Genomic DNA, 16,437 nt, shown 5'->3' on the forward strand with positions numbered 1-16,437 from the left:
ATCTTGATAAAGAGGTGACAGGGGCATGAGCCAGTTAGAGGAACTACAGCACCGCATTGTTGCGGCGATGGACCGTATCAGTGCGGGCGTCGAGGGGTTGGGCGGTGCGTCCCGGAATGCTGAGGCAAGTGAGAGGCTTCAAGCCGAACTTGAAGACGAAAGAGTCGCCAATGCACAGCTTCAGGAACGCCTGAAAACCCTGAAGGAGCAGCACGAACAGCAAGTGGACGGGCTGCGTGCCGATCTGGAAGAGTTGAGGACAGCCCCAGCCGACTCTGACGAAACAGATGCGTTGCGCGCAGAGTTGGAAGAAGCCAGAGCAAAAATCACGTCTGTTGAAGCAGCCCGCGCCGAGCTGGCCGAGGCCAAGGCGGCGTTGGACAACAGTGCTGAACTGGAAGCGTTGAAGGCCGAGAACGAAAGGCTGCGTGCCGAACTTGACGGCATCGAAGATCCTTCGGCGTTGAAGGCCGAGCTTGAGCAAATGCGTGAATTGCTTGCTCAGGCAAAAGAAGTTGAGGCGGAAAACAGCCGCCTCAAGGCCGAACTTGAAGATACGGAACGGGTCAATGAACTGAGCGCAGAGCTTGAGATGCTGCGGGCCGAACGGGCCAGCCATGGCGCTGCGATGTCCCGGCTGGATGACGATCTGCAACGTATGCGCAAGGCGAACGAACAGTTGCGGAATTCGGTCGAAGAATTGCGTTCTGCGGCCGCAGAAGGGCTGACGGATGCTGAATTGCTGAACCGCGCCACCGTCGCCGAGTTGGAGGCGACACGTGCCGCGCAGGCTTCGGATGCCGCCGAAGCGCAGGCCGTGTTGGCACGGTTGGAACCTCTGCTGTCGCAGGCAAAACTTGTAGAAGGTGAGGTAGAGTAATGCCCGAGGTAACAATTCATATCGGCGGGCGCGGTTTTGACGTGTCCTGCCGGGACGGGGAAGAGCCCTTTCTGCACGCGGCTGCCAAAATGCTGGATGACGAAGCGCAGGTACTGTCCGATCAGATCGGGCGGATGCCGGAAGCGCGCATGTTGCTGATGGCGGGGTTGCTGCTGGCCGACAAAACGGCGGCAACGGAAGATAAGGTCAAGGCGTTAGAGGCCAAGCTGGCCGAGGCCGAGGCCGAGCTTCAATCGCTGAGGAACGCGCCTGCGCCGGAGCCCGAGCGCATTGAAGTCGCGGTCGTCCCGCCATCCGTCACGGATACGCTGGCAGAACTGGCGGCACGTGCAGAAGCGCTGGCTTCGGTGGTTGAGGAGAAAACAGCACAATGACGCACCTGCGCAATCTCTTCTGCGGTGCTCTGCTTGTTTTCCCGGCAACGGCGGCGCTCGCCGAAATCGACATTCTGTCTGTCACCTTTACCTGTGAGAACGGAGTTCCGTTGCCGGTGACCTATTTCAACGCGCCCGACGGTTCAGGCGCGGCGGCGACGATGGTGGACAACACTCTGGTTGCGATGCGCCAGGTCGAAAGCGGGTCGGGCATCCGCTATGAGTCTCTCGGAGCCGAAGGAACCTATATCCTGCGCTCAAAAGGCTGGAACGCATCAATCAGCTATTTGGCGGCAGGCGCCGCCAATGAGCAGGTGATTTATCAGGACTGTTCCAGCCGGTAGGCCGGATTACGCGTTTGCTTCGCGGATTTTGTCGGCTGCTTCCTTGTTGTAGCCGACACCGTTTTCGTCAAACAACGTGTCCAGTTCACCCGAAAGGGTCATTTCGGTGATAATGTCGCAACCGCCTACGAATTCGCCCTTGACATACAGCTGCGGCACGGTCGGCCAGTCGGAATAATCCTTGATGCCCTGACGCACATCTTCGTCGGCCAGCACGTTCACGTCGGTGTATTCGACGCCCATATAGTTCAGAACGCCGGCCACGCGCGAGGAAAACCCGCATTGCGGCATTTCCTTGGTACCTTTCATGTACAGCACCACGTCATTGGCTTTGACGGTTTCGTCGATCTGGGTTTTCACATCGGTCATTTTGCGTTTCCTGTTCGTTTCTCCAAAGGGAGAGTCATATGTTCGCCTCGAAAGAAGCCGAGAAGCTTATTCCGGCACTTTGGTGGTCAGCGCCAGCGCGTGCAATTCTCCGTCCGGGCCATCCATCTTGCCTTTCAGCGCGGCATAAACGGCACGCTGCTGTTGTACCCGGTTCTTTCCGCGAAAGCTTTCATCCACCACCATGGCAGACATATGAACACCATCCTGGCCGCCGACCTGAATCTCGGCATCAGGAAAGGCTTCGCGCAGCAGGTGTTCGATTTCGTGGGCGCTCATCGGCATGTAGGTAACTCCAGAAGGTCTTTCCCAAGATGTAGAGCGCATGAACCGGGCGTGCAAGGGCACCGGCACATGCAATAACAACGAAACCCGCACCGGTTCACAGCGCGGGTTTTGATTGGTTTTCGTGTCGCGTTGTCAGGCCACGGCCTCGGCAAAGCTGTTGCGGTAAATCGCGGCAAGTTCATCAAGCGAGGCTTCCGAGCTGCCGATCCTGACCGTTTCGCCGGTGAAACGACCAACCGCATTCAGCGGAACACCGGCCTGACCGGCCGCAATCATCAATGCCTCGGCCTGATCGAAGTTGCAGGCAACAAGATAGCGGGCCTGATCTTCACCGAACAGGAATTCAGTCGGGGCGTCGTCCAGACATACGCCAACGCCGGCGGCTTCTGCCAGTTCGAAGGCAGCCAGAGCGATACCGCCATCGCTGAGGTCGGTGCAGGCCTTGATCATCTCGCGGTTGGCGCGGATGAAATCACCGTTGCGCTTTTCGGCATCCAGATCGACATGAGGTGCATCGCCGTCTTCGCGGTTGAAGACCTCTGCCAACAGGGCGGACTGACCCAGATGTCCCTTGGTTTCACCGATCACCAGCGCGACATGACCTTCGCGCACCTCGTTGCCGATGACTTCGTCCGAGTGCTGCAACAGGCCGACTGCACCAATGGTGGGGGTCGGCAGAATGGCCTGTCCGTCGGTCTCATTGTACAGAGAGACGTTGCCCGACACGATCGGCATATCCAACGCGCCGACTGCGGCGCCGATGCCCTGAATGGCGCCGACAAACTGGCCCATGATCTCGGGCTTTTCGGGGTTGCCGAAGTTCAGGTTGTCCGTGGTGGCCAGCGGCTTGGCTCCGACGGCGGTGAGGTTGCGATAGGCCTCAGCCACGGCTTGTTTGCCGCCCTCAAAAGGGTTTGCGCGCACATAGCGCGGGGTCACGTCGGATGTGAAGGCAAGCACCTTGTCGGTCCCGTGGACGCGGACCATGCCCGCACCCAGACCCGGCGTGCGGACGGAATCCGCCATCACCATGGTGTCGTACTGTTCATAGACCCACTGCTTGCCTGCGTAGTTGGGCGAAGCGAGCAGGGCGCGCAGCCCGTCAATCGGGTCGATCTGAGGCACTTCGGCCAGTTCTTCTGCCTCTGGCGTAGGCTCCCATGGGCGGTCATACTCCGGCGCGGTAGAAGACAATTTGGACAGAACCAGATCGGCTTTGACTTCACCGTTATGCATGATCAGGAAGCGGTCTTCGGCAATGGTTTCGCCGACGATCGCGAAATCGAGATCCCATTTTTCGAACACGGCGCGGGCCTCGGCTTCAAGCTCGGGCTTGAGGACCATCAGCATACGCTCCTGAGATTCGGACAGCATCATTTCATAGGCTGTCATGTTTTCTTCGCGCTGTGGGACGTTTTCCAGATCAAGGCGCACGCCAAGGCCACCCTTGTCGCCCATTTCAACGGCCGAGCAGGTCAGGCCCGCCGCGCCCATGTCCTGGATCGAGATCACCGCACCGGTCTGCATCAGTTCCAGCGTCGCCTCCATCAGGCGTTTTTCGGTAAAGGGGTCGCCGACCTGAACGGTGGGACGCTTTTCTTCGATGGTGTCGTCGAACTCGGCGGATGCCATGGTTGCGCCGCCCACGCCGTCGCGACCGGTTTTTGCACCCAGGTAGACGACGGGCATACCCACGCCCGAGGCTGCCGAGTAGAAGATCTTGTCACTGTCGGCCAGACCGGCTGCAAATGCATTCACCAGGCAGTTACCGTTGTAGGCAGGGTGGAAGCGGACTTCGCCACCGACGCAAGGCACGCCGAAGCAGTTGCCATAGCCGCCGATACCCTCGACCACGCCGTTGACCAGTTGACGGGTCTTGTGGTGGCCGGGTTCGCCAAAGGACAATGCGTTCATGGACGCGATGGGGCGTGCGCCCATGGTGAAGACGTCGCGCAGGATGCCCCCCACGCCGGTTGCCGCACCCTGATAGGGTTCGATGTAAGACGGGTGATTGTGGCTTTCCATCTTGAAGACCACAGCCTGACCGTCGCCAATATCGACCACGCCTGCGTTTTCACCGGGTCCGCAAATCACCTGAGGCCCAGAGGTGGGCAGGGTGCGCAGCCATTTCTTCGAAGATTTGTAGGAACAGTGCTCGTTCCACATGGCCGAGAAAATGCCAAGCTCGGTGAAAGTAGGTTCACGCCCGATGATCTCGAGGATCATGTCATATTCCTCGGGCTTGAGCCCATGTGCGGCAATCAGATCGGGTGTGATGGCGGGCTCTTGCATCTTCTGTCCTGTGTCCAAGTGGGCCGAGATTGCGCGCCTTGTAGGGCAAGCGCGCGCGTGTGGAAAGGGTCAAGACGGCGCAGGTTGCGTCTTTCAAAGAAAAACGGAACCGGCATCACTGCCGGTTCCGAAGGAATGCACCACTGTACTGGCGCAAAATCCAAGGCGTAAACCGTGACGGTTACGCTGACCCCTGGTCTTTGTTGAGTTGAGCTGCGGCTGCGGCGCCTACAGCGGCCTTCTGTTCCGGGGTAAGGTTTTCGGCCTCTTCCTGCCCCGGTATCGCCACGCGCACCTCTCGGCGGGCAAAGTCGATGCCGTTTTCCTTGAAGGCCGCCTTGACCCGGTTGAAGATCTCTTTGCGCAGGGTGAACTGCTTGCCGGGTTTGGCCATGAACTTGCCACGGATGATCATGCCGACATCGTCGAAGTCGAACACGCCCTGCGATTTGAACGGTTGCAGGAAGCCATCCTTGTGGGTTTCGTCCTCCATCATTTCGGCGCCGATCTTTTTGAAGATCTTCTTGACCTTGTTGGGGTCGGTATCGAACGGCACGGTGAACTTCAGCTTCATGATGACCCAGTCGCGGCTGAAGTTTGTCAGCTTCTGAATCTCACCATACGGGATCGTATGCACGGCACCTCGGTGGTGACGCAGCTGCATCGAGCGAACCGAGATCTTCTCGACCGTTCCCATCGTGCCGCCGACGTCGACATATTCTCCGACGCGGAAGGCATCGTCTATCAGGAAGAAAACGCCGCCCACGATGTCAGCAACCAGTTTTTGCGCACCAAAACCGATCGCCAGACCCAGAACACCGGCACCGGCCAAAAGCGGTGTGATATTGATGCCCAATGCGCCCAGCGCCAACAGGCCAAAAATCACGGCAATCGTGATCTGGGCCGTGATACGCATCAGGGGCAGAACCGTCGCCAGACGAGAACCGCCGGCTCCGCCGCCTTCACCGCCTGCTTCTTCGTCCAGCGCCTCGGCCGCAGTCTGTTCCCTGGCCAATCGGCGGTTGATCCACAGCGAGACGACCTCGTTCAGGATATAGCCAACGGCGATGATCAGCAGGAATTCGATCACGGCACCGCCAACTTCGGCACTGACACCGGCCGACGCGACATTGCGCAGGTCAAGGTGCCACGCGCGTGCAATCATGAAGACCACGACCAAGCCCGCGATAACGCGACCAATCCGGATATAGCTGCGTTTCGCGGAACGGTAGGCGCGTTCGGCAAGAGGGCCTTCGCCCGACATGGGCGGTTGCAAATGCCGCACGAGACCACGGATCAGCGTATCCAGCGCAGGGGCAATCAACAACCAGAACATCGTCGTGAAATGCGCGCCGCCGGTCAGCAATCTCAATGTCGCTGGATCACGCTGTGCGACCAGAAATTCGACCAGCAGCCAGATTGCCACCGAAACGCCGATGGCAAAATAGGGGTAATAGTGCGCAACTTCTTCATCGAATTTTGTGTGATCCGGGTCCGTCCCCAGCATCATCTGCGACAGACCTTCACGCGCGGTCCAGGCGATTACGGCGATATAGACGTGAATTGCCGCGTTCAGCCAGAAGCCAATGCGGGTATCGTCACCCGTGATGCCATTGAGCGCGTTGAACCGAACGACGAACAGCGTGAATCCGATCAGGATCAACAATCCGATCAGGTTGCGATGCAGGTACTTGGCCCAGTGGTCGTCGATATTGACCAACCGGAATTGCGGCTTCTCCGGCGCCAGAACAAACCGTGACGCAGCCGCGCCCAAACGCGGCACCCAGATAAGATAGAATACAAACGGTGCAGCATAGGTGATCTGTTCCGTGGTCAGAAGACCGCGGCCAACCGCGCGGATCACGACATAGAATACGATCAGACCGGCGATTTCGCGGCAGAACCGGCGAAACAGGTAACTGACGGCGCCCCAAAGGTCGGCCTCGCCCGCCGCTTCAGTTGCTTCATGCCAGCGACGGGTCAGGAAGATGAACAGCTTTTCCGCTATGAACCCGACGACAAGCACTGAGAGGACAAGCCCAAACAGAGTAAAGACACCAGTCGTTCCGAACGTATCGCTAAAATTGCTGAACGCGGTTATCTGTGCCGTGATGATGTTGGGAGCGGTGGTCAGAACATGCGTCCAGGACGTGACCATGGCTGCCCAGATATCGCTTATCTCAGTCAACGGGTCTTCTACGTTCGCTTTCTCGGCAGCTTGTTTTTCCGCCACGGCATCAAGGCGTTCCAATAGAATGGCGCGAACCTGGTCATCGGACATGCGCGCGACCAGATCGTCGACCTGTTCGGGTGTCAGGTCTTCCGGAATGGTCACAGTAGAAGTTGAACCGGTGTCTTGTGCGTATAGCGGCACCGCCAAGAATATTGCGGAGATGATCGCCAGAACGAGGCGGGGTAGGTGGAACATGTATTTTCCCTCAAACACGAATTTGTATCGTTTTTTGGGGATCATATGCCTATGCGTGTATTTTTCCCAGAGCTTTCGCTGACTTAATGCAGGGTCAGGCCAAAAAAAAGGGCCGAGCTATAAGCTCGGCCGTAGTCCAACAGGGAGGTATGAAGATGATGAGCGTTTCAGCATCACCGCCTTCGAGTGCTCATTTAGGGGTCAGTTTGTTAACGTTCAAGACAATTAACCCTGTGATCTATTCATGTCCGATATGCTGTTTGCGCATAGCTACAATTTTCCCATCTGTTTCAATTGCTTGCGCTGCGCGATGATTTCGTCTTGAACAAAGTCACGAAACGCGCCAACTCGCTTTGAGTGTCGCAATTCTTCCGGGTAGGCCAGATAGACCGGAACATCTGCGGCTTCGATGTCTGACAGAATGGGCACGAGGTGCGGAAAATCCTGTGTTACGTAATCGGGCAGAACACCGATGCCCAGATTGTGCAAAACGCCCTGAAGCACGCCAAAATAGTTGTTTACCGTCAACAAGGATGCCGGATTGTAGGTCATCAGGTGGCGCACCATGGCTGCGCCGGCCCCAACCTGCGGTGCCGCAGGGGTCTGGCAGATCAGACGGTGGTTCTTGATCTCTTCCAGGGACTGCAACATGCCGCCGTGGCTTTCGATATAGTCCTGGGTTGCATATAGTACCATCTGAACTGTCATCAGGCGCTTGCGCACCAGATCGGCCTGGCTGGGCTCTTTCATGCGGATGGCGACGTCCGCTTCGCGCATCGGAAGATCCAGAACGCGTTCTTCAAGCATCAGGTCGATGTTCAGATCAGGGTATTGCTCGTACAGTTTGGGCAAACGCGGTGCCAGCCAGAGTGTGCCAAAGCCGAAGGTCGTCGTGACCCGCAAAACACCAAAGACTTCTTCCTCGCTGTCCCGAATGCGCGCCGCTGCTGCATCCAGCCGTTTCGACATGGCGGATGTGGCGTCGAACAACAACTCGCCCTGTTCGGTGAGAATCAGCCCCCGTGCATGGCGGTGGAACAGTGTGGCATCCAGAGACTCTTCCAATGCGCGGATCTGTCGGCTTACGGCGGATTGAGACAGATTAAGCTTGTCTCCGGCGTGCGTGAGGCTGCCGGCATCGGCCACCGCGTGAAATATTCTAAGCTTGTCCCAATCCATCGCCGCAACTTTCGTTATCTTTCAGAAGCCCTATATGAAATAGGTAACAAGTTCTACATTCAAAGGACGAAATCGTTACATATCAGTGGATAAATTCTATACAGGTCAGAATTTATGACCTAAAATGAACCCAAGTAAAGCACACTGATCTGACGAGGGGAGACGTCTGATGAGCCAGCCACAGATAACGCTGAACGACCGGTTCGATCTTGAAAAAAGCCCGGTTCTTCTGAACGGAACACAGGCGCTTGTGCGCTTGATGCTGATGCAAAAGGCCAGAGACCGGCAAGCGGGTCTTAACACCGCTGGATTGGTCACTGGATACCGCGGGTCTCCTTTGGGGGCCGTAGATCAGCAAATGATGCGGGCCCAGAAGCCGCTGGCCGAAAGCGATGTCACGTTTCAGTTCGGTTTGAACGAAGATCTGGCAGCCACCGCGCTTTGGGGCAGCCAGCAGGCGGGGCTGCGCGGCGACGGCAAATTCGATGGGGTATTCGGGCTTTGGTATGGCAAGGGTCCGGGCGTCGACAGGTCCGGTGACGTCATGCGCCATGCAAACATGGCGGGTACAGCCAAACATGGCGGTGTGCTCATGGCGATGGGGGATGACCATACCGGCGAAAGCTCGACGGTGCTGCATCAATCCGAATGGTCGCTGGTCGACATGTATATGCCGATCGTCAGCCCTGCCGGCGTTCAGGAAATCCTCGACTATGGCATTTATGGATTTGCCCTCAGCCGATTCGCGGGTGTCTGGGTCGGCCTGAAGACGATGAAGGACACGATCGAAGTCACCTCGGTCGTGGATGGCAGTCCGGACCGGATGCAGGTGGTCATCCCTGAATTCGATATGCCGGATGGCGGATTGAACATCCGGTTGGGGGACACGCCGCACATGCAGGAAACGCGTGTCATCGACTACAAGAGGTTCGCGGCCGAGACGTTTTCGCACGCCAACAAGCTGGACAGGCGGATGTGGGGCAAACCCGGCGCCAAGATCGGCTTTGTCGCGGCGGGCAAGAACTGGCTGGACCTGACACATGCGCTTTCGCTTCTGAATATCGACGAAACCGAGGCCGAGCGTCTGGGCATTACCACCTACAAGGTGGGGCAGACCTTCCCGCTGGATATGGCCGGATTCCACGACTGGGCCGAGGGGCTGGATCTGATCGTGATCGTCGAGGAAAAGCGCAAGCTGATCGAGGTTCAGGTCAAGGAGGCCATCTTTGACGACCGGCGCGGACGCCGGGTCTATGGCTGGTACAAAGGCGGGGCCGGGGCGTTGCACCGGGAAGAACTGTTCCCGACGCGCGGTGCGCTTGACCCGATCATGATCGCTGAAAAGCTGGGCGAAATCCTGATTGAAGAGGGTCGAGAGACCGATGGTATCCGGGCCGGGCTGGCATCTTTGTCAGAAGCGCGCCGGGCTGACAACGCGCAGGAAATTGCGACACGGCTTCCGTATTTCTGTTCCGGCTGTCCGCACAACAGCTCGACCAAGGTACCGGAAGGCAGCCGCGCCTATGCCGGCATCGGCTGTCACTACATGGTACAATGGATGGATCGCGAGACGACCGGATTTACGCAAATGGGTGGGGAAGGCGCCAACTGGATCGGCGAGGCGCCGTTTTCGACGACCAAGCACGTGTTCCAGAACCTTGGCGATGGCACGTACAACCACTCGGGCGTTCAGGCGATCCGGGCTGCGTTGTCCGCAGGAACGAACATCACCTTCAAGATCCTGTTCAACGACGCGGTCGCCATGACCGGCGGGCAGGAGAATGAGGGCGGCCTGACGGCCGAACGGATCGTTGCCGAGGTCAAGGCAATGGGTGTCCGAGAGGTGGCCCTGGTTTATGACGAAAAGGAAGACGTCAACTTCAAGGCTCTGCCCGACAGCGTCCAGACATACGAGCGTGCCGACCTCATGCAGGTGCAGGAGAAGTTTCGCGAGATCGAGGGCGTATCGGTCATCGTTTATGTTCAAACCTGTGCCGCCGAAAAGCGCCGCCGGCGCAAGCGCGGTACATTCCCCGATCCCGACAAGCGGGTGTTCATCAACACCGATGTCTGTGAAGGCTGCGGCGATTGCGGTGTACAGTCAAACTGCGTGTCGATCGTTCCCAAACAGACTGAGCTGGGCCGCAAGCGAGCCATTGATCAATCGAGCTGCAACAAGGATTACTCGTGCTTGAACGGTTTCTGCCCGTCTTTCGTGACGCTTGAGGGCGCGAAAATTCGCAAAGAGGCGACGACCGAAATTGATCTGCCGGATTTGCCGATGCCGGATCTGCCGAAGATCACCGGTACGCACAACGTCGTGATTACCGGCGTTGGCGGTACGGGGGTCGTCACCATTGGCGCGATCCTTGCGCAGGCGGCGCAGATCGACGGAAAAGGCGCGGGCATGATGGAGATGGCGGGCCTGGCGCAGAAAGGCGGCGCAGTCCACATCCACTGTAGATTGGCCAACCGCCCCGAGGACATTAGCGCGATACGCGTCGCCACAGGCGAGGCCCATGCGCTGATCGGCGGTGATCTGGTGGTCTCGGCCGGCGCCAAGACGCTGGGCCTGACGCGCACCGGACGTACGGGGGCCGTCGTGAACAGCCACGAAACGGTGACGGGCGATTTCACGCGTGATACCGAGTTCCGCATTCCGGTGGATCAGCTGGAACTGGCCCTGCAAGCGCGGCTGAAAGAAGATGTTTCGCTGTTTGATGCGACCGAACTGGCGCGCGCGGTGATGGGGGATTCAATCTATTCCAACATGATGATCTTCGGCGCGACCTGGCAGCGCGGACTGTTGCCGGTCAGCCGTCAGGCGATATTCGAGGCCATCGAGTTGAACGGCACAGCAGTCGAACGCAACAAGCGCGCGTTTGATGTCGGCCGTTGGGCGGTTCTGCATCCAGACGAAGTACAATCCATCCTTTCGCCAACCGTGGCCGAGATGCCTAAGACACTGGACCAGATCATCGCGTTTCGCGCGCAGCACCTGACGGACTATCAAGGTGCACGGCTGGCCAGGCGGTACCGCAAGCTGGTGGACAGTGTAGAGGACGCGGATGTGCGCGAAGCGGTGGCAAAAGGCTATCACAAGCTGTTGTCGTACAAGGACGAATACGAAGTTGCGCGCCTTCTTCTGACCAGTCGGGAAAAAGCGGCGGCCGAGTTTGATGGTGACTTCAAGATGACCTTTCACCTTGCCCCGCCGATATTCGGCGGATCGGGCAGCAATGGCAGGCCGAAAAAGCGTGCCTTCAGCGAATCCATCATGACTGCGTTGAAACTGTTGACCAAACTAAAGGCATTGCGCGGCACACCACTTGACCTTTTCGGGTATTCATCCGAACGCAAGATGGAGCGCGCCCTGATCCGACAGTATGAAAAGGATATGCGCGAGGTTCTGCCCCTGGTGTCGCAGGACACCCGTGATGCGATTGCCGCCCTGGCCTGCTTGCCGCTGGATATCCGCGGATTTGGGCCGGTACTGCGGGAAAACGAGGCCAAGGCTGCCAAACGGCGAGAGGAGCTGCTGGCGGTCATCCGCAGCGGTGGGCCTGAATTGCAAGCCGCGGCAGAGTAATTCGTCACAAGGGTGTCACGATAGCTGGTCAAACCTGTTGCTTGCATTTATTTTGCGCGCAGCAAAACGGAGCCCTACATGTCTTCTCGCCGTCATGTCGTTCGTGACATCTCGTATGCGCATTCCGCCGAAACCAAGGGGGGGCGGCTGGTCATCAGGCTGATGGAGAACACCACGGGACGGTTGCGTCTGATCAAACGGGCGGACGGCTACGAACAAGAAGTTGCAAAGGGTCGGGATTTCTGGTCGGTCATGGTCGATCGCTATGGATTGACATTGGATGTCGTTGGTGGCGCACTGGAGAATATCCCCAAAGAGGGTCCGCTTATCCTGATTGCAAACCATCCGTATGGAATTCTGGATGGGCTGATGATGGGGCATATATTGTCGCAGACCCGTGGTGATTTCCGGATTCTCGCAAATCGCGTTTTCCGCAAGGCCGAAGACCTGAACCGTATCGTTTTGCCTGTTTCGTTTGATGAAACCAAAGAAGCGGTGAAACTGAATCTGGATACGCGGAAAACCGCATTGAATTACCTCGGCGATGGCGGCGCGATCGGGATTTTCCCTGGGGGTACGGTCAGCACCGGCGTCAATCCGTTCGCGCATCCCATGGATCCGGGGTGGCGCGGTTTCACGGCCCGCATGGTGGCGAAATCCAATGCCACCGTCGTTCCGGTGTTCTTCGACGGGCACACGTCACGTTTGTTTCAGATAGCAAGCCATATGCACAACACCCTGCGCATGGGCTTGCTGATCAAGGAGTTCAAAAAGCGTGTCGATACCCCGGTCAAAGTGGTGATTGGCACGCCTATCGGGCGCGACATTCTGGATCCGCTGGGCAAGGATACGCGCAAGATGATGGATTTCCTGCGCAAAGCGACGTATGAGCTGTCTCCGACACCGCTGAAGTCATATGACTATGGCTATGAATTTGAGGAACGGCATCGCGCCTGAAGGGGCTAATGGCAGTAGGTATCTTTGATTCCGGATTGGGCGGTCTGACCGTCCTGAGCGCCGCGCAGACACGTCTGCCTGACGTTGATTTCCTGTATTACGCGGACAGCACGCATGCCCCGTACGGTGTGCGCGATGCCGAGGACATCTATCAGCTGACCCGAAAGGCCGTGCAGGACCTTTGGGATCGCGGCTGCAATCTGGTGATTCTGGCTTGCAACACCGCCAGCGCGGCGGCGCTGCGTCGGATGCAGGAAGAAGGCGTGCCCGACGGCAAAAGGGTTCTTGGTGTCTTTGTCCCATTGATCGAAGCCCTGACCGAACGGCAATGGGGCGACAACTCCCCACCACGCGAAGTGGCGGTCAAGCATGTCGCCTTGTTCGCCACGCCCGCCACTGTGTCCAGCCGTGCCTTTCAGCGCGAGCTGGCGTTCCGGGCAATTGGCGTGGATGTCGAGGCGCAGGCATGTGGTGGTGTCGTGGATGCCATCGAAGACGGTGACATGATCCTTGCCGAGGCGTTGGTGCGCAGCCATGTGGAAGCCCTCAAGCGCAAGATGCCCGAACCGCAGGCCGCCATTCTGGGCTGTACGCATTACCCGCTCATGGCCGAAGCATTTCAGGCGGCATTGGGACCTGACGTGCAGGTCTACAGCCAGGGAGAGCTGGTTGCTGAAAGCCTTGCGGATTACCTGCATCGCCACCCCAACATGCTGGGTACCGGCCCGGGAGGCTTCCTGACGACGGGGAAACCCAATGTGGTGAGCGATCGGGCGACCCAGTTCCTCCGACGAAAAATCACATTCGAGGCCGCCTGACTTAGGTCAAGGACGCGGCCGTTCTGCTTTCATTATTCCAAGACCGTCGCATCGGCGGTCGTAACATGTGACACACGTTGAGAAGAGGTCTGACATGACCCATAAAATCGCAATTCTGGGCGCCTCGGGCTATACCGGTGCGGAACTGGTGCGGCTGATCGCCGAGCACCCGAACATGGAAATCGTCGCGCTGGCCGCCGAACGCAAGGCGGGGATGACCATGGCGCAGGTTTTCCCCCATCTGCGCCACATGAACCTGCCGGATCTGTGCAAGATTTCCGAGATCGATTTTTCCCGGATCGATCTGTGTTTTTGTGCCCTTCCGCACAAGACCAGCCAGGAAGTGATCAGTGCGCTGCCCAAGGATCTGAAGATCATCGACCTGTCTGCTGACTTCCGGCTGACTGACCCGGACGAATATGAAAAGTGGTACGGCAACCCGCATACCGCGATCGCGCAGCAGGAAGAGGCCGTTTATGGCCTGACCGAGTTCTACCGCGACGAAATCCGGGACGCGCGGCTGGTGGCGGGCACAGGGTGCAACGCGGCAACCGGTCAATACGTTCTGCGGCCGCTTGTTTCTGCCGGGGTGATTGATCTGGACGATATCGTGCTGGATCTGAAATGCGCTGTTTCCGGGGCAGGGCGGTCGCTGAAGGAAAACCTGCTGCATGCCGAACTGAGTGAGGGCACCAACGGCTATGCCGTCGGCGGGACCCACAGGCATCTGGGTGAGTTCGATCAGGAGTTTTCCAAACTGGCCGGGCGTACGGTTCATGTGCAGTTCACCCCGCACCTGATCCCTGCAAACCGGGGCATTCTGGCCACGACCTACGTAAAAGGTGACCCGCTGAGCATCTATGAAACGCTTGCAAAAGCTTATGCGGATGAGCCTTTCATTCAGATGCTGCCGATGGGCGAGACACCGTCGACCCACCATGTGCGCGGGTCCAACTTCTGTCATATCGGTGTTGTGGCAGATCGGATCGAACGGCGTGCGATCGTGATCGCGGCGCTGGATAACCTGACAAAAGGTAGCAGCGGCCAAGCCTTGCAGAACGCCAACCTGATGTTAGGTGAGATTGAAACCCGGGGCCTGATGATGGCACCGTTATTCCCGTGAGGATGGTATGAAAACGCTCAAGAAACGTCGCCGAGTACAAGTCATTCTGGTAGCTATCGTTGCCTTGGTGGCATCGACGGCGTTGATTGGCTATGCCATGCGCGACGGGATCAACTTTTTCCGCTCGCCAAGCCAGGTGATTGCCGAACCGCCCAAGCCGACCGAGGTCTTTCGGATTGGCGGCCTGGTCGAAGAAGGTTCGATCATCCGTGGGCAGGGCGAAACCGTACATTTTGTCGTCACCGACGGCGGCGAAAGCGTCAAGGTTTCTTTCACCGGGGTCCTGCCTGATCTGTTTTCGGAAAATCAGGGCATGGTCGGCACCGGGCGTTACGTGAACGGTGTGTTTGAAGCCACTGAAATTCTTGCCAAACATGATGAAACCTATATGCCGAAGGAAGTCGTGGACGCGTTGAAAGAGCAGGGCGTCTACAAAGAGGCTGAAGAAAGCTGACCTGACCAATATCCATGTTGAGGGCGTTGCGCGCGGGATGCGGGCAGCGCCCTTGGTCGTTCAGGCTTGTTAATTCTTTTTCGGGATCGTCAGTGCCATTCAACGAAATGAGGGCGCTATGCAAACGGTTCGGCAGATTGCCAAGGAAATTGTGCTTCGGGAAGGCGGATTCGTGAATGATCCGGACGATCCGGGCGGGGCAACCAAATATGGTGTCACGATCCACACGATGCGCAGGCTTGGACTGGATCTGACCGGGGATGGGCTGGTTGACGTGGCGGATGTCCGGGCGCTTACTCAGCGCGAGGCGGTCGATATCTTTGTTCAGCACTACTTTGAAAAGCCACGCATCGCGCTGTTGCCGGATATTCTGCACGCCCCTGTCTTTGACATGTACGTCAATGCCGGTGCGCAAGCAGTAACAATCCTGCAACGGCTTTTGCGTGAAATGGGGTTTGACGTCGTGGTAGATGGCGTGATCGGCACGCAAACGGCGCAGGCGTGCGAAGACGCGGCCCGACCAGATCCCGACGCGTTGCGCGATGCGTACGGCGTGGCGCGGCGGAACTATTATTTTCGGCTCGCCGACAAACGCCCGGCATCCAGAAAATACGCGCGCACCCGATCTGGTGGCAAAGGAGGCTGGATCAAACGGGCCGAAGAGTTTCTGTCGCCACGCTATCGTCTGACGGAAAGTGAATTCAAGGAAAGGGTTGCGGCATGGGGTTGATCTCGGGGGTATTGGCACTGCTGTTCGGGGGCGGTCGCAACGCTGTGCGTGAGACGGTTGAAATATACCGGGAAAACGCCGAGTCCCGTGCTGAGAGAGCAACAGCGTTGCAAAGCCAGGCAATGATGCAGTTCGGCGGAGAGTTCGTGGTTCCTCAAAAAGGCCTGTTCGACCGCGTCATGGATGGTGTGAACCGGTTGCCGCGCCCGGCATTGGCGCTTGGAACGCTGGGATTGTTTGTTGCCGCAATGGTGGATCCGCTGTGGTTCGCCGAACGCATGCAGGGCATTGCACTGGTGCCGGAACCTCTTTGGTGGTTGCTGGGCGCGATTGTGTCTTTCTATTTTGGCGCGCGCCATCAGAGCAAAATGCAGGATTTTCAGCGGGATATAGGCGCAGCCATGCAACGCCTGCCGACGGTCATGGAGAACATAGAAACGGTGCGGGCCATGCGCAGCTACAGCCCGGGCGTCGCCGACCCCGGCCCCGATGCCAACCTGATACAGAACGCCTCGATTCCTGACGCGAATCCAGCGTTGACCGATTGGCGCAAGCTTCGGGGGCTTTGACCCG

The 16,437-nt window shown here is 58.1% G+C and carries 15 protein-coding genes; 10 read left to right on the forward strand and 5 right to left on the reverse strand.

All coding sequences use genetic code 11. From position 1 onward, the window contains the following. Positions 1–25: 25 nt before the first annotated feature. Genes AC2FF8_RS00105 through AC2FF8_RS00115 form a run of 3 tightly spaced genes read left to right on the forward strand, consistent with a single transcriptional unit; the run spans position 26 to position 1,619 of the window. Positions 26–880 (forward strand): hypothetical protein, encoded by an 855-nt coding sequence (locus AC2FF8_RS00105; protein WP_496878628.1) that lies wholly within the window; start codon positions 26–28, stop codon positions 878–880. Then, the gene (locus tag AC2FF8_RS00110) at positions 880–1,275 is read left to right on the forward strand and encodes a cell division protein ZapA (RefSeq protein ID WP_117869062.1); all 396 of its coding nucleotides are present in this window, start codon (positions 880–882) and stop codon (positions 1,273–1,275) included. The genes AC2FF8_RS00105 and AC2FF8_RS00110 overlap by 1 nt, the downstream gene beginning before the upstream one ends. Then, a complete protein-coding gene (locus tag AC2FF8_RS00115) occupies positions 1,272–1,619 on the forward strand; it encodes an MliC family protein (RefSeq protein WP_425078206.1) in 348 nt (115 codons plus the stop codon). The genes AC2FF8_RS00110 and AC2FF8_RS00115 overlap by 4 nt, the downstream gene beginning before the upstream one ends. Positions 1,620–1,625: 6 nt before the next feature. On the opposite strand, the gene grxD is transcribed toward AC2FF8_RS00115, so the two are convergent. The 5 genes from grxD to AC2FF8_RS00140 all read right to left on the reverse strand — a co-directional run bounded on the left by grxD (position 1,626) and on the right by AC2FF8_RS00140 (position 8,193). Then, the gene (gene grxD, locus AC2FF8_RS00120; protein ID WP_171116094.1) at positions 1,626–1,988 is read right to left on the reverse strand and encodes a Grx4 family monothiol glutaredoxin; all 363 of its coding nucleotides are present in this window, start codon (positions 1,986–1,988) and stop codon (positions 1,626–1,628) included. Positions 1,989–2,054: 66 nt separating this feature from the next. Continuing rightward, positions 2,055–2,291 carry a BolA/IbaG family iron-sulfur metabolism protein gene (locus AC2FF8_RS00125; protein WP_117869058.1) on the reverse strand — a complete coding sequence of 79 codons (237 nt, stop codon included), beginning with the start codon at positions 2,289–2,291 and terminating at the stop codon, positions 2,055–2,057. Positions 2,292–2,426: 135 nt separating this feature from the next. Further along, positions 2,427–4,586, reverse strand: a complete 2,160-nt coding sequence (gene purL / locus AC2FF8_RS00130) for a phosphoribosylformylglycinamidine synthase subunit PurL (protein ID WP_496878629.1) — start codon at positions 4,584–4,586, stop codon at positions 2,427–2,429. 181 nt (positions 4,587–4,767) lie between these two features. After that, positions 4,768–7,014, reverse strand: a complete 2,247-nt coding sequence (locus tag AC2FF8_RS00135) for a mechanosensitive ion channel family protein (protein WP_257600666.1) — start codon at positions 7,012–7,014, stop codon at positions 4,768–4,770. Positions 7,015–7,284: 270 nt separating this feature from the next. Further along, entirely contained in the window at positions 7,285–8,193 is a 909-nt protein-coding gene (locus tag AC2FF8_RS00140) for a LysR family transcriptional regulator (protein ID WP_170344440.1), read from the reverse strand. Positions 8,194–8,362: 169 nt separating this feature from the next. On the opposite strand from AC2FF8_RS00140, the gene AC2FF8_RS00145 reads away from it, so the two are divergent. The 7 genes from AC2FF8_RS00145 to AC2FF8_RS00175 all read left to right on the forward strand — a co-directional run bounded on the left by AC2FF8_RS00145 (position 8,363) and on the right by AC2FF8_RS00175 (position 16,433). After that, complete coding sequence (locus AC2FF8_RS00145) at positions 8,363–11,782, forward strand: indolepyruvate ferredoxin oxidoreductase family protein (protein ID WP_496878630.1); 3,420 nt, start codon at positions 8,363–8,365, stop codon at positions 11,780–11,782. 78 nt (positions 11,783–11,860) lie between these two features. Further along, the gene (locus tag AC2FF8_RS00150; RefSeq protein WP_170344436.1) at positions 11,861–12,739 is read left to right on the forward strand and encodes a lysophospholipid acyltransferase family protein; all 879 of its coding nucleotides are present in this window, start codon (positions 11,861–11,863) and stop codon (positions 12,737–12,739) included. 8 nt (positions 12,740–12,747) lie between these two features. Further along, positions 12,748–13,557, forward strand: a complete 810-nt coding sequence (locus tag AC2FF8_RS00155) for a glutamate racemase (RefSeq protein ID WP_496878631.1) — start codon at positions 12,748–12,750, stop codon at positions 13,555–13,557. A gap of 94 nt (positions 13,558–13,651) precedes the next feature. After that, on the forward strand, positions 13,652–14,680 hold the full coding sequence (argC, locus tag AC2FF8_RS00160) for an N-acetyl-gamma-glutamyl-phosphate reductase (protein ID WP_496878632.1): 1,029 nt from the start codon (positions 13,652–13,654) through the stop codon (positions 14,678–14,680). Between the two features lie 7 nt (positions 14,681–14,687). Continuing rightward, the gene (gene ccmE / locus AC2FF8_RS00165) at positions 14,688–15,134 is read left to right on the forward strand and encodes a cytochrome c maturation protein CcmE (RefSeq protein WP_170344431.1); all 447 of its coding nucleotides are present in this window, start codon (positions 14,688–14,690) and stop codon (positions 15,132–15,134) included. Positions 15,135–15,252: 118 nt separating this feature from the next. Then, the gene (locus tag AC2FF8_RS00170; protein ID WP_496878633.1) at positions 15,253–15,864 is read left to right on the forward strand and encodes a holin-associated N-acetylmuramidase; all 612 of its coding nucleotides are present in this window, start codon (positions 15,253–15,255) and stop codon (positions 15,862–15,864) included. Further along, positions 15,855–16,433, forward strand: coding sequence for a holin family protein (locus AC2FF8_RS00175; RefSeq protein WP_496878634.1), 579 nt, complete (start codon positions 15,855–15,857; stop codon positions 16,431–16,433). Before AC2FF8_RS00170 ends, AC2FF8_RS00175 begins: the two co-directional genes overlap by 10 nt. Positions 16,434–16,437: the final 4 nt, after the last annotated feature.

The organism is Ruegeria sp. YTSA144 (assembly GCF_059610125.1).

Coding starts and splice junctions, on each gene's coding strand:
- AC2FF8_RS00105 (WP_496878628.1), top strand. CDS start 26: ATGAGCCAGTTAGAGGAACTACAGCACCGCATTGTTGCGGCGATGGAC.
- AC2FF8_RS00110 (WP_117869062.1), top strand. CDS start 880: ATGCCCGAGGTAACAATTCATATCGGCGGGCGCGGTTTTGACGTGTCC.
- AC2FF8_RS00115 (WP_425078206.1), top strand. CDS start 1,272: ATGACGCACCTGCGCAATCTCTTCTGCGGTGCTCTGCTTGTTTTCCCG.
- grxD (WP_171116094.1), bottom strand. CDS start 1,988: ATGACCGATGTGAAAACCCAGATCGACGAAACCGTCAAAGCCAATGAC.
- AC2FF8_RS00125 (WP_117869058.1), bottom strand. CDS start 2,291: ATGCCGATGAGCGCCCACGAAATCGAACACCTGCTGCGCGAAGCCTTT.
- purL (WP_496878629.1), bottom strand. CDS start 4,586: ATGCAAGAGCCCGCCATCACACCCGATCTGATTGCCGCACATGGGCTC.
- AC2FF8_RS00135 (WP_257600666.1), bottom strand. CDS start 7,014: ATGTTCCACCTACCCCGCCTCGTTCTGGCGATCATCTCCGCAATATTC.
- AC2FF8_RS00140 (WP_170344440.1), bottom strand. CDS start 8,193: ATGGATTGGGACAAGCTTAGAATATTTCACGCGGTGGCCGATGCCGGC.
- AC2FF8_RS00145 (WP_496878630.1), top strand. CDS start 8,363: ATGAGCCAGCCACAGATAACGCTGAACGACCGGTTCGATCTTGAAAAA.
- AC2FF8_RS00150 (WP_170344436.1), top strand. CDS start 11,861: ATGTCTTCTCGCCGTCATGTCGTTCGTGACATCTCGTATGCGCATTCC.
- AC2FF8_RS00155 (WP_496878631.1), top strand. CDS start 12,748: ATGGCAGTAGGTATCTTTGATTCCGGATTGGGCGGTCTGACCGTCCTG.
- argC (WP_496878632.1), top strand. CDS start 13,652: ATGACCCATAAAATCGCAATTCTGGGCGCCTCGGGCTATACCGGTGCG.
- ccmE (WP_170344431.1), top strand. CDS start 14,688: ATGAAAACGCTCAAGAAACGTCGCCGAGTACAAGTCATTCTGGTAGCT.
- AC2FF8_RS00170 (WP_496878633.1), top strand. CDS start 15,253: ATGCAAACGGTTCGGCAGATTGCCAAGGAAATTGTGCTTCGGGAAGGC.
- AC2FF8_RS00175 (WP_496878634.1), top strand. CDS start 15,855: ATGGGGTTGATCTCGGGGGTATTGGCACTGCTGTTCGGGGGCGGTCGC.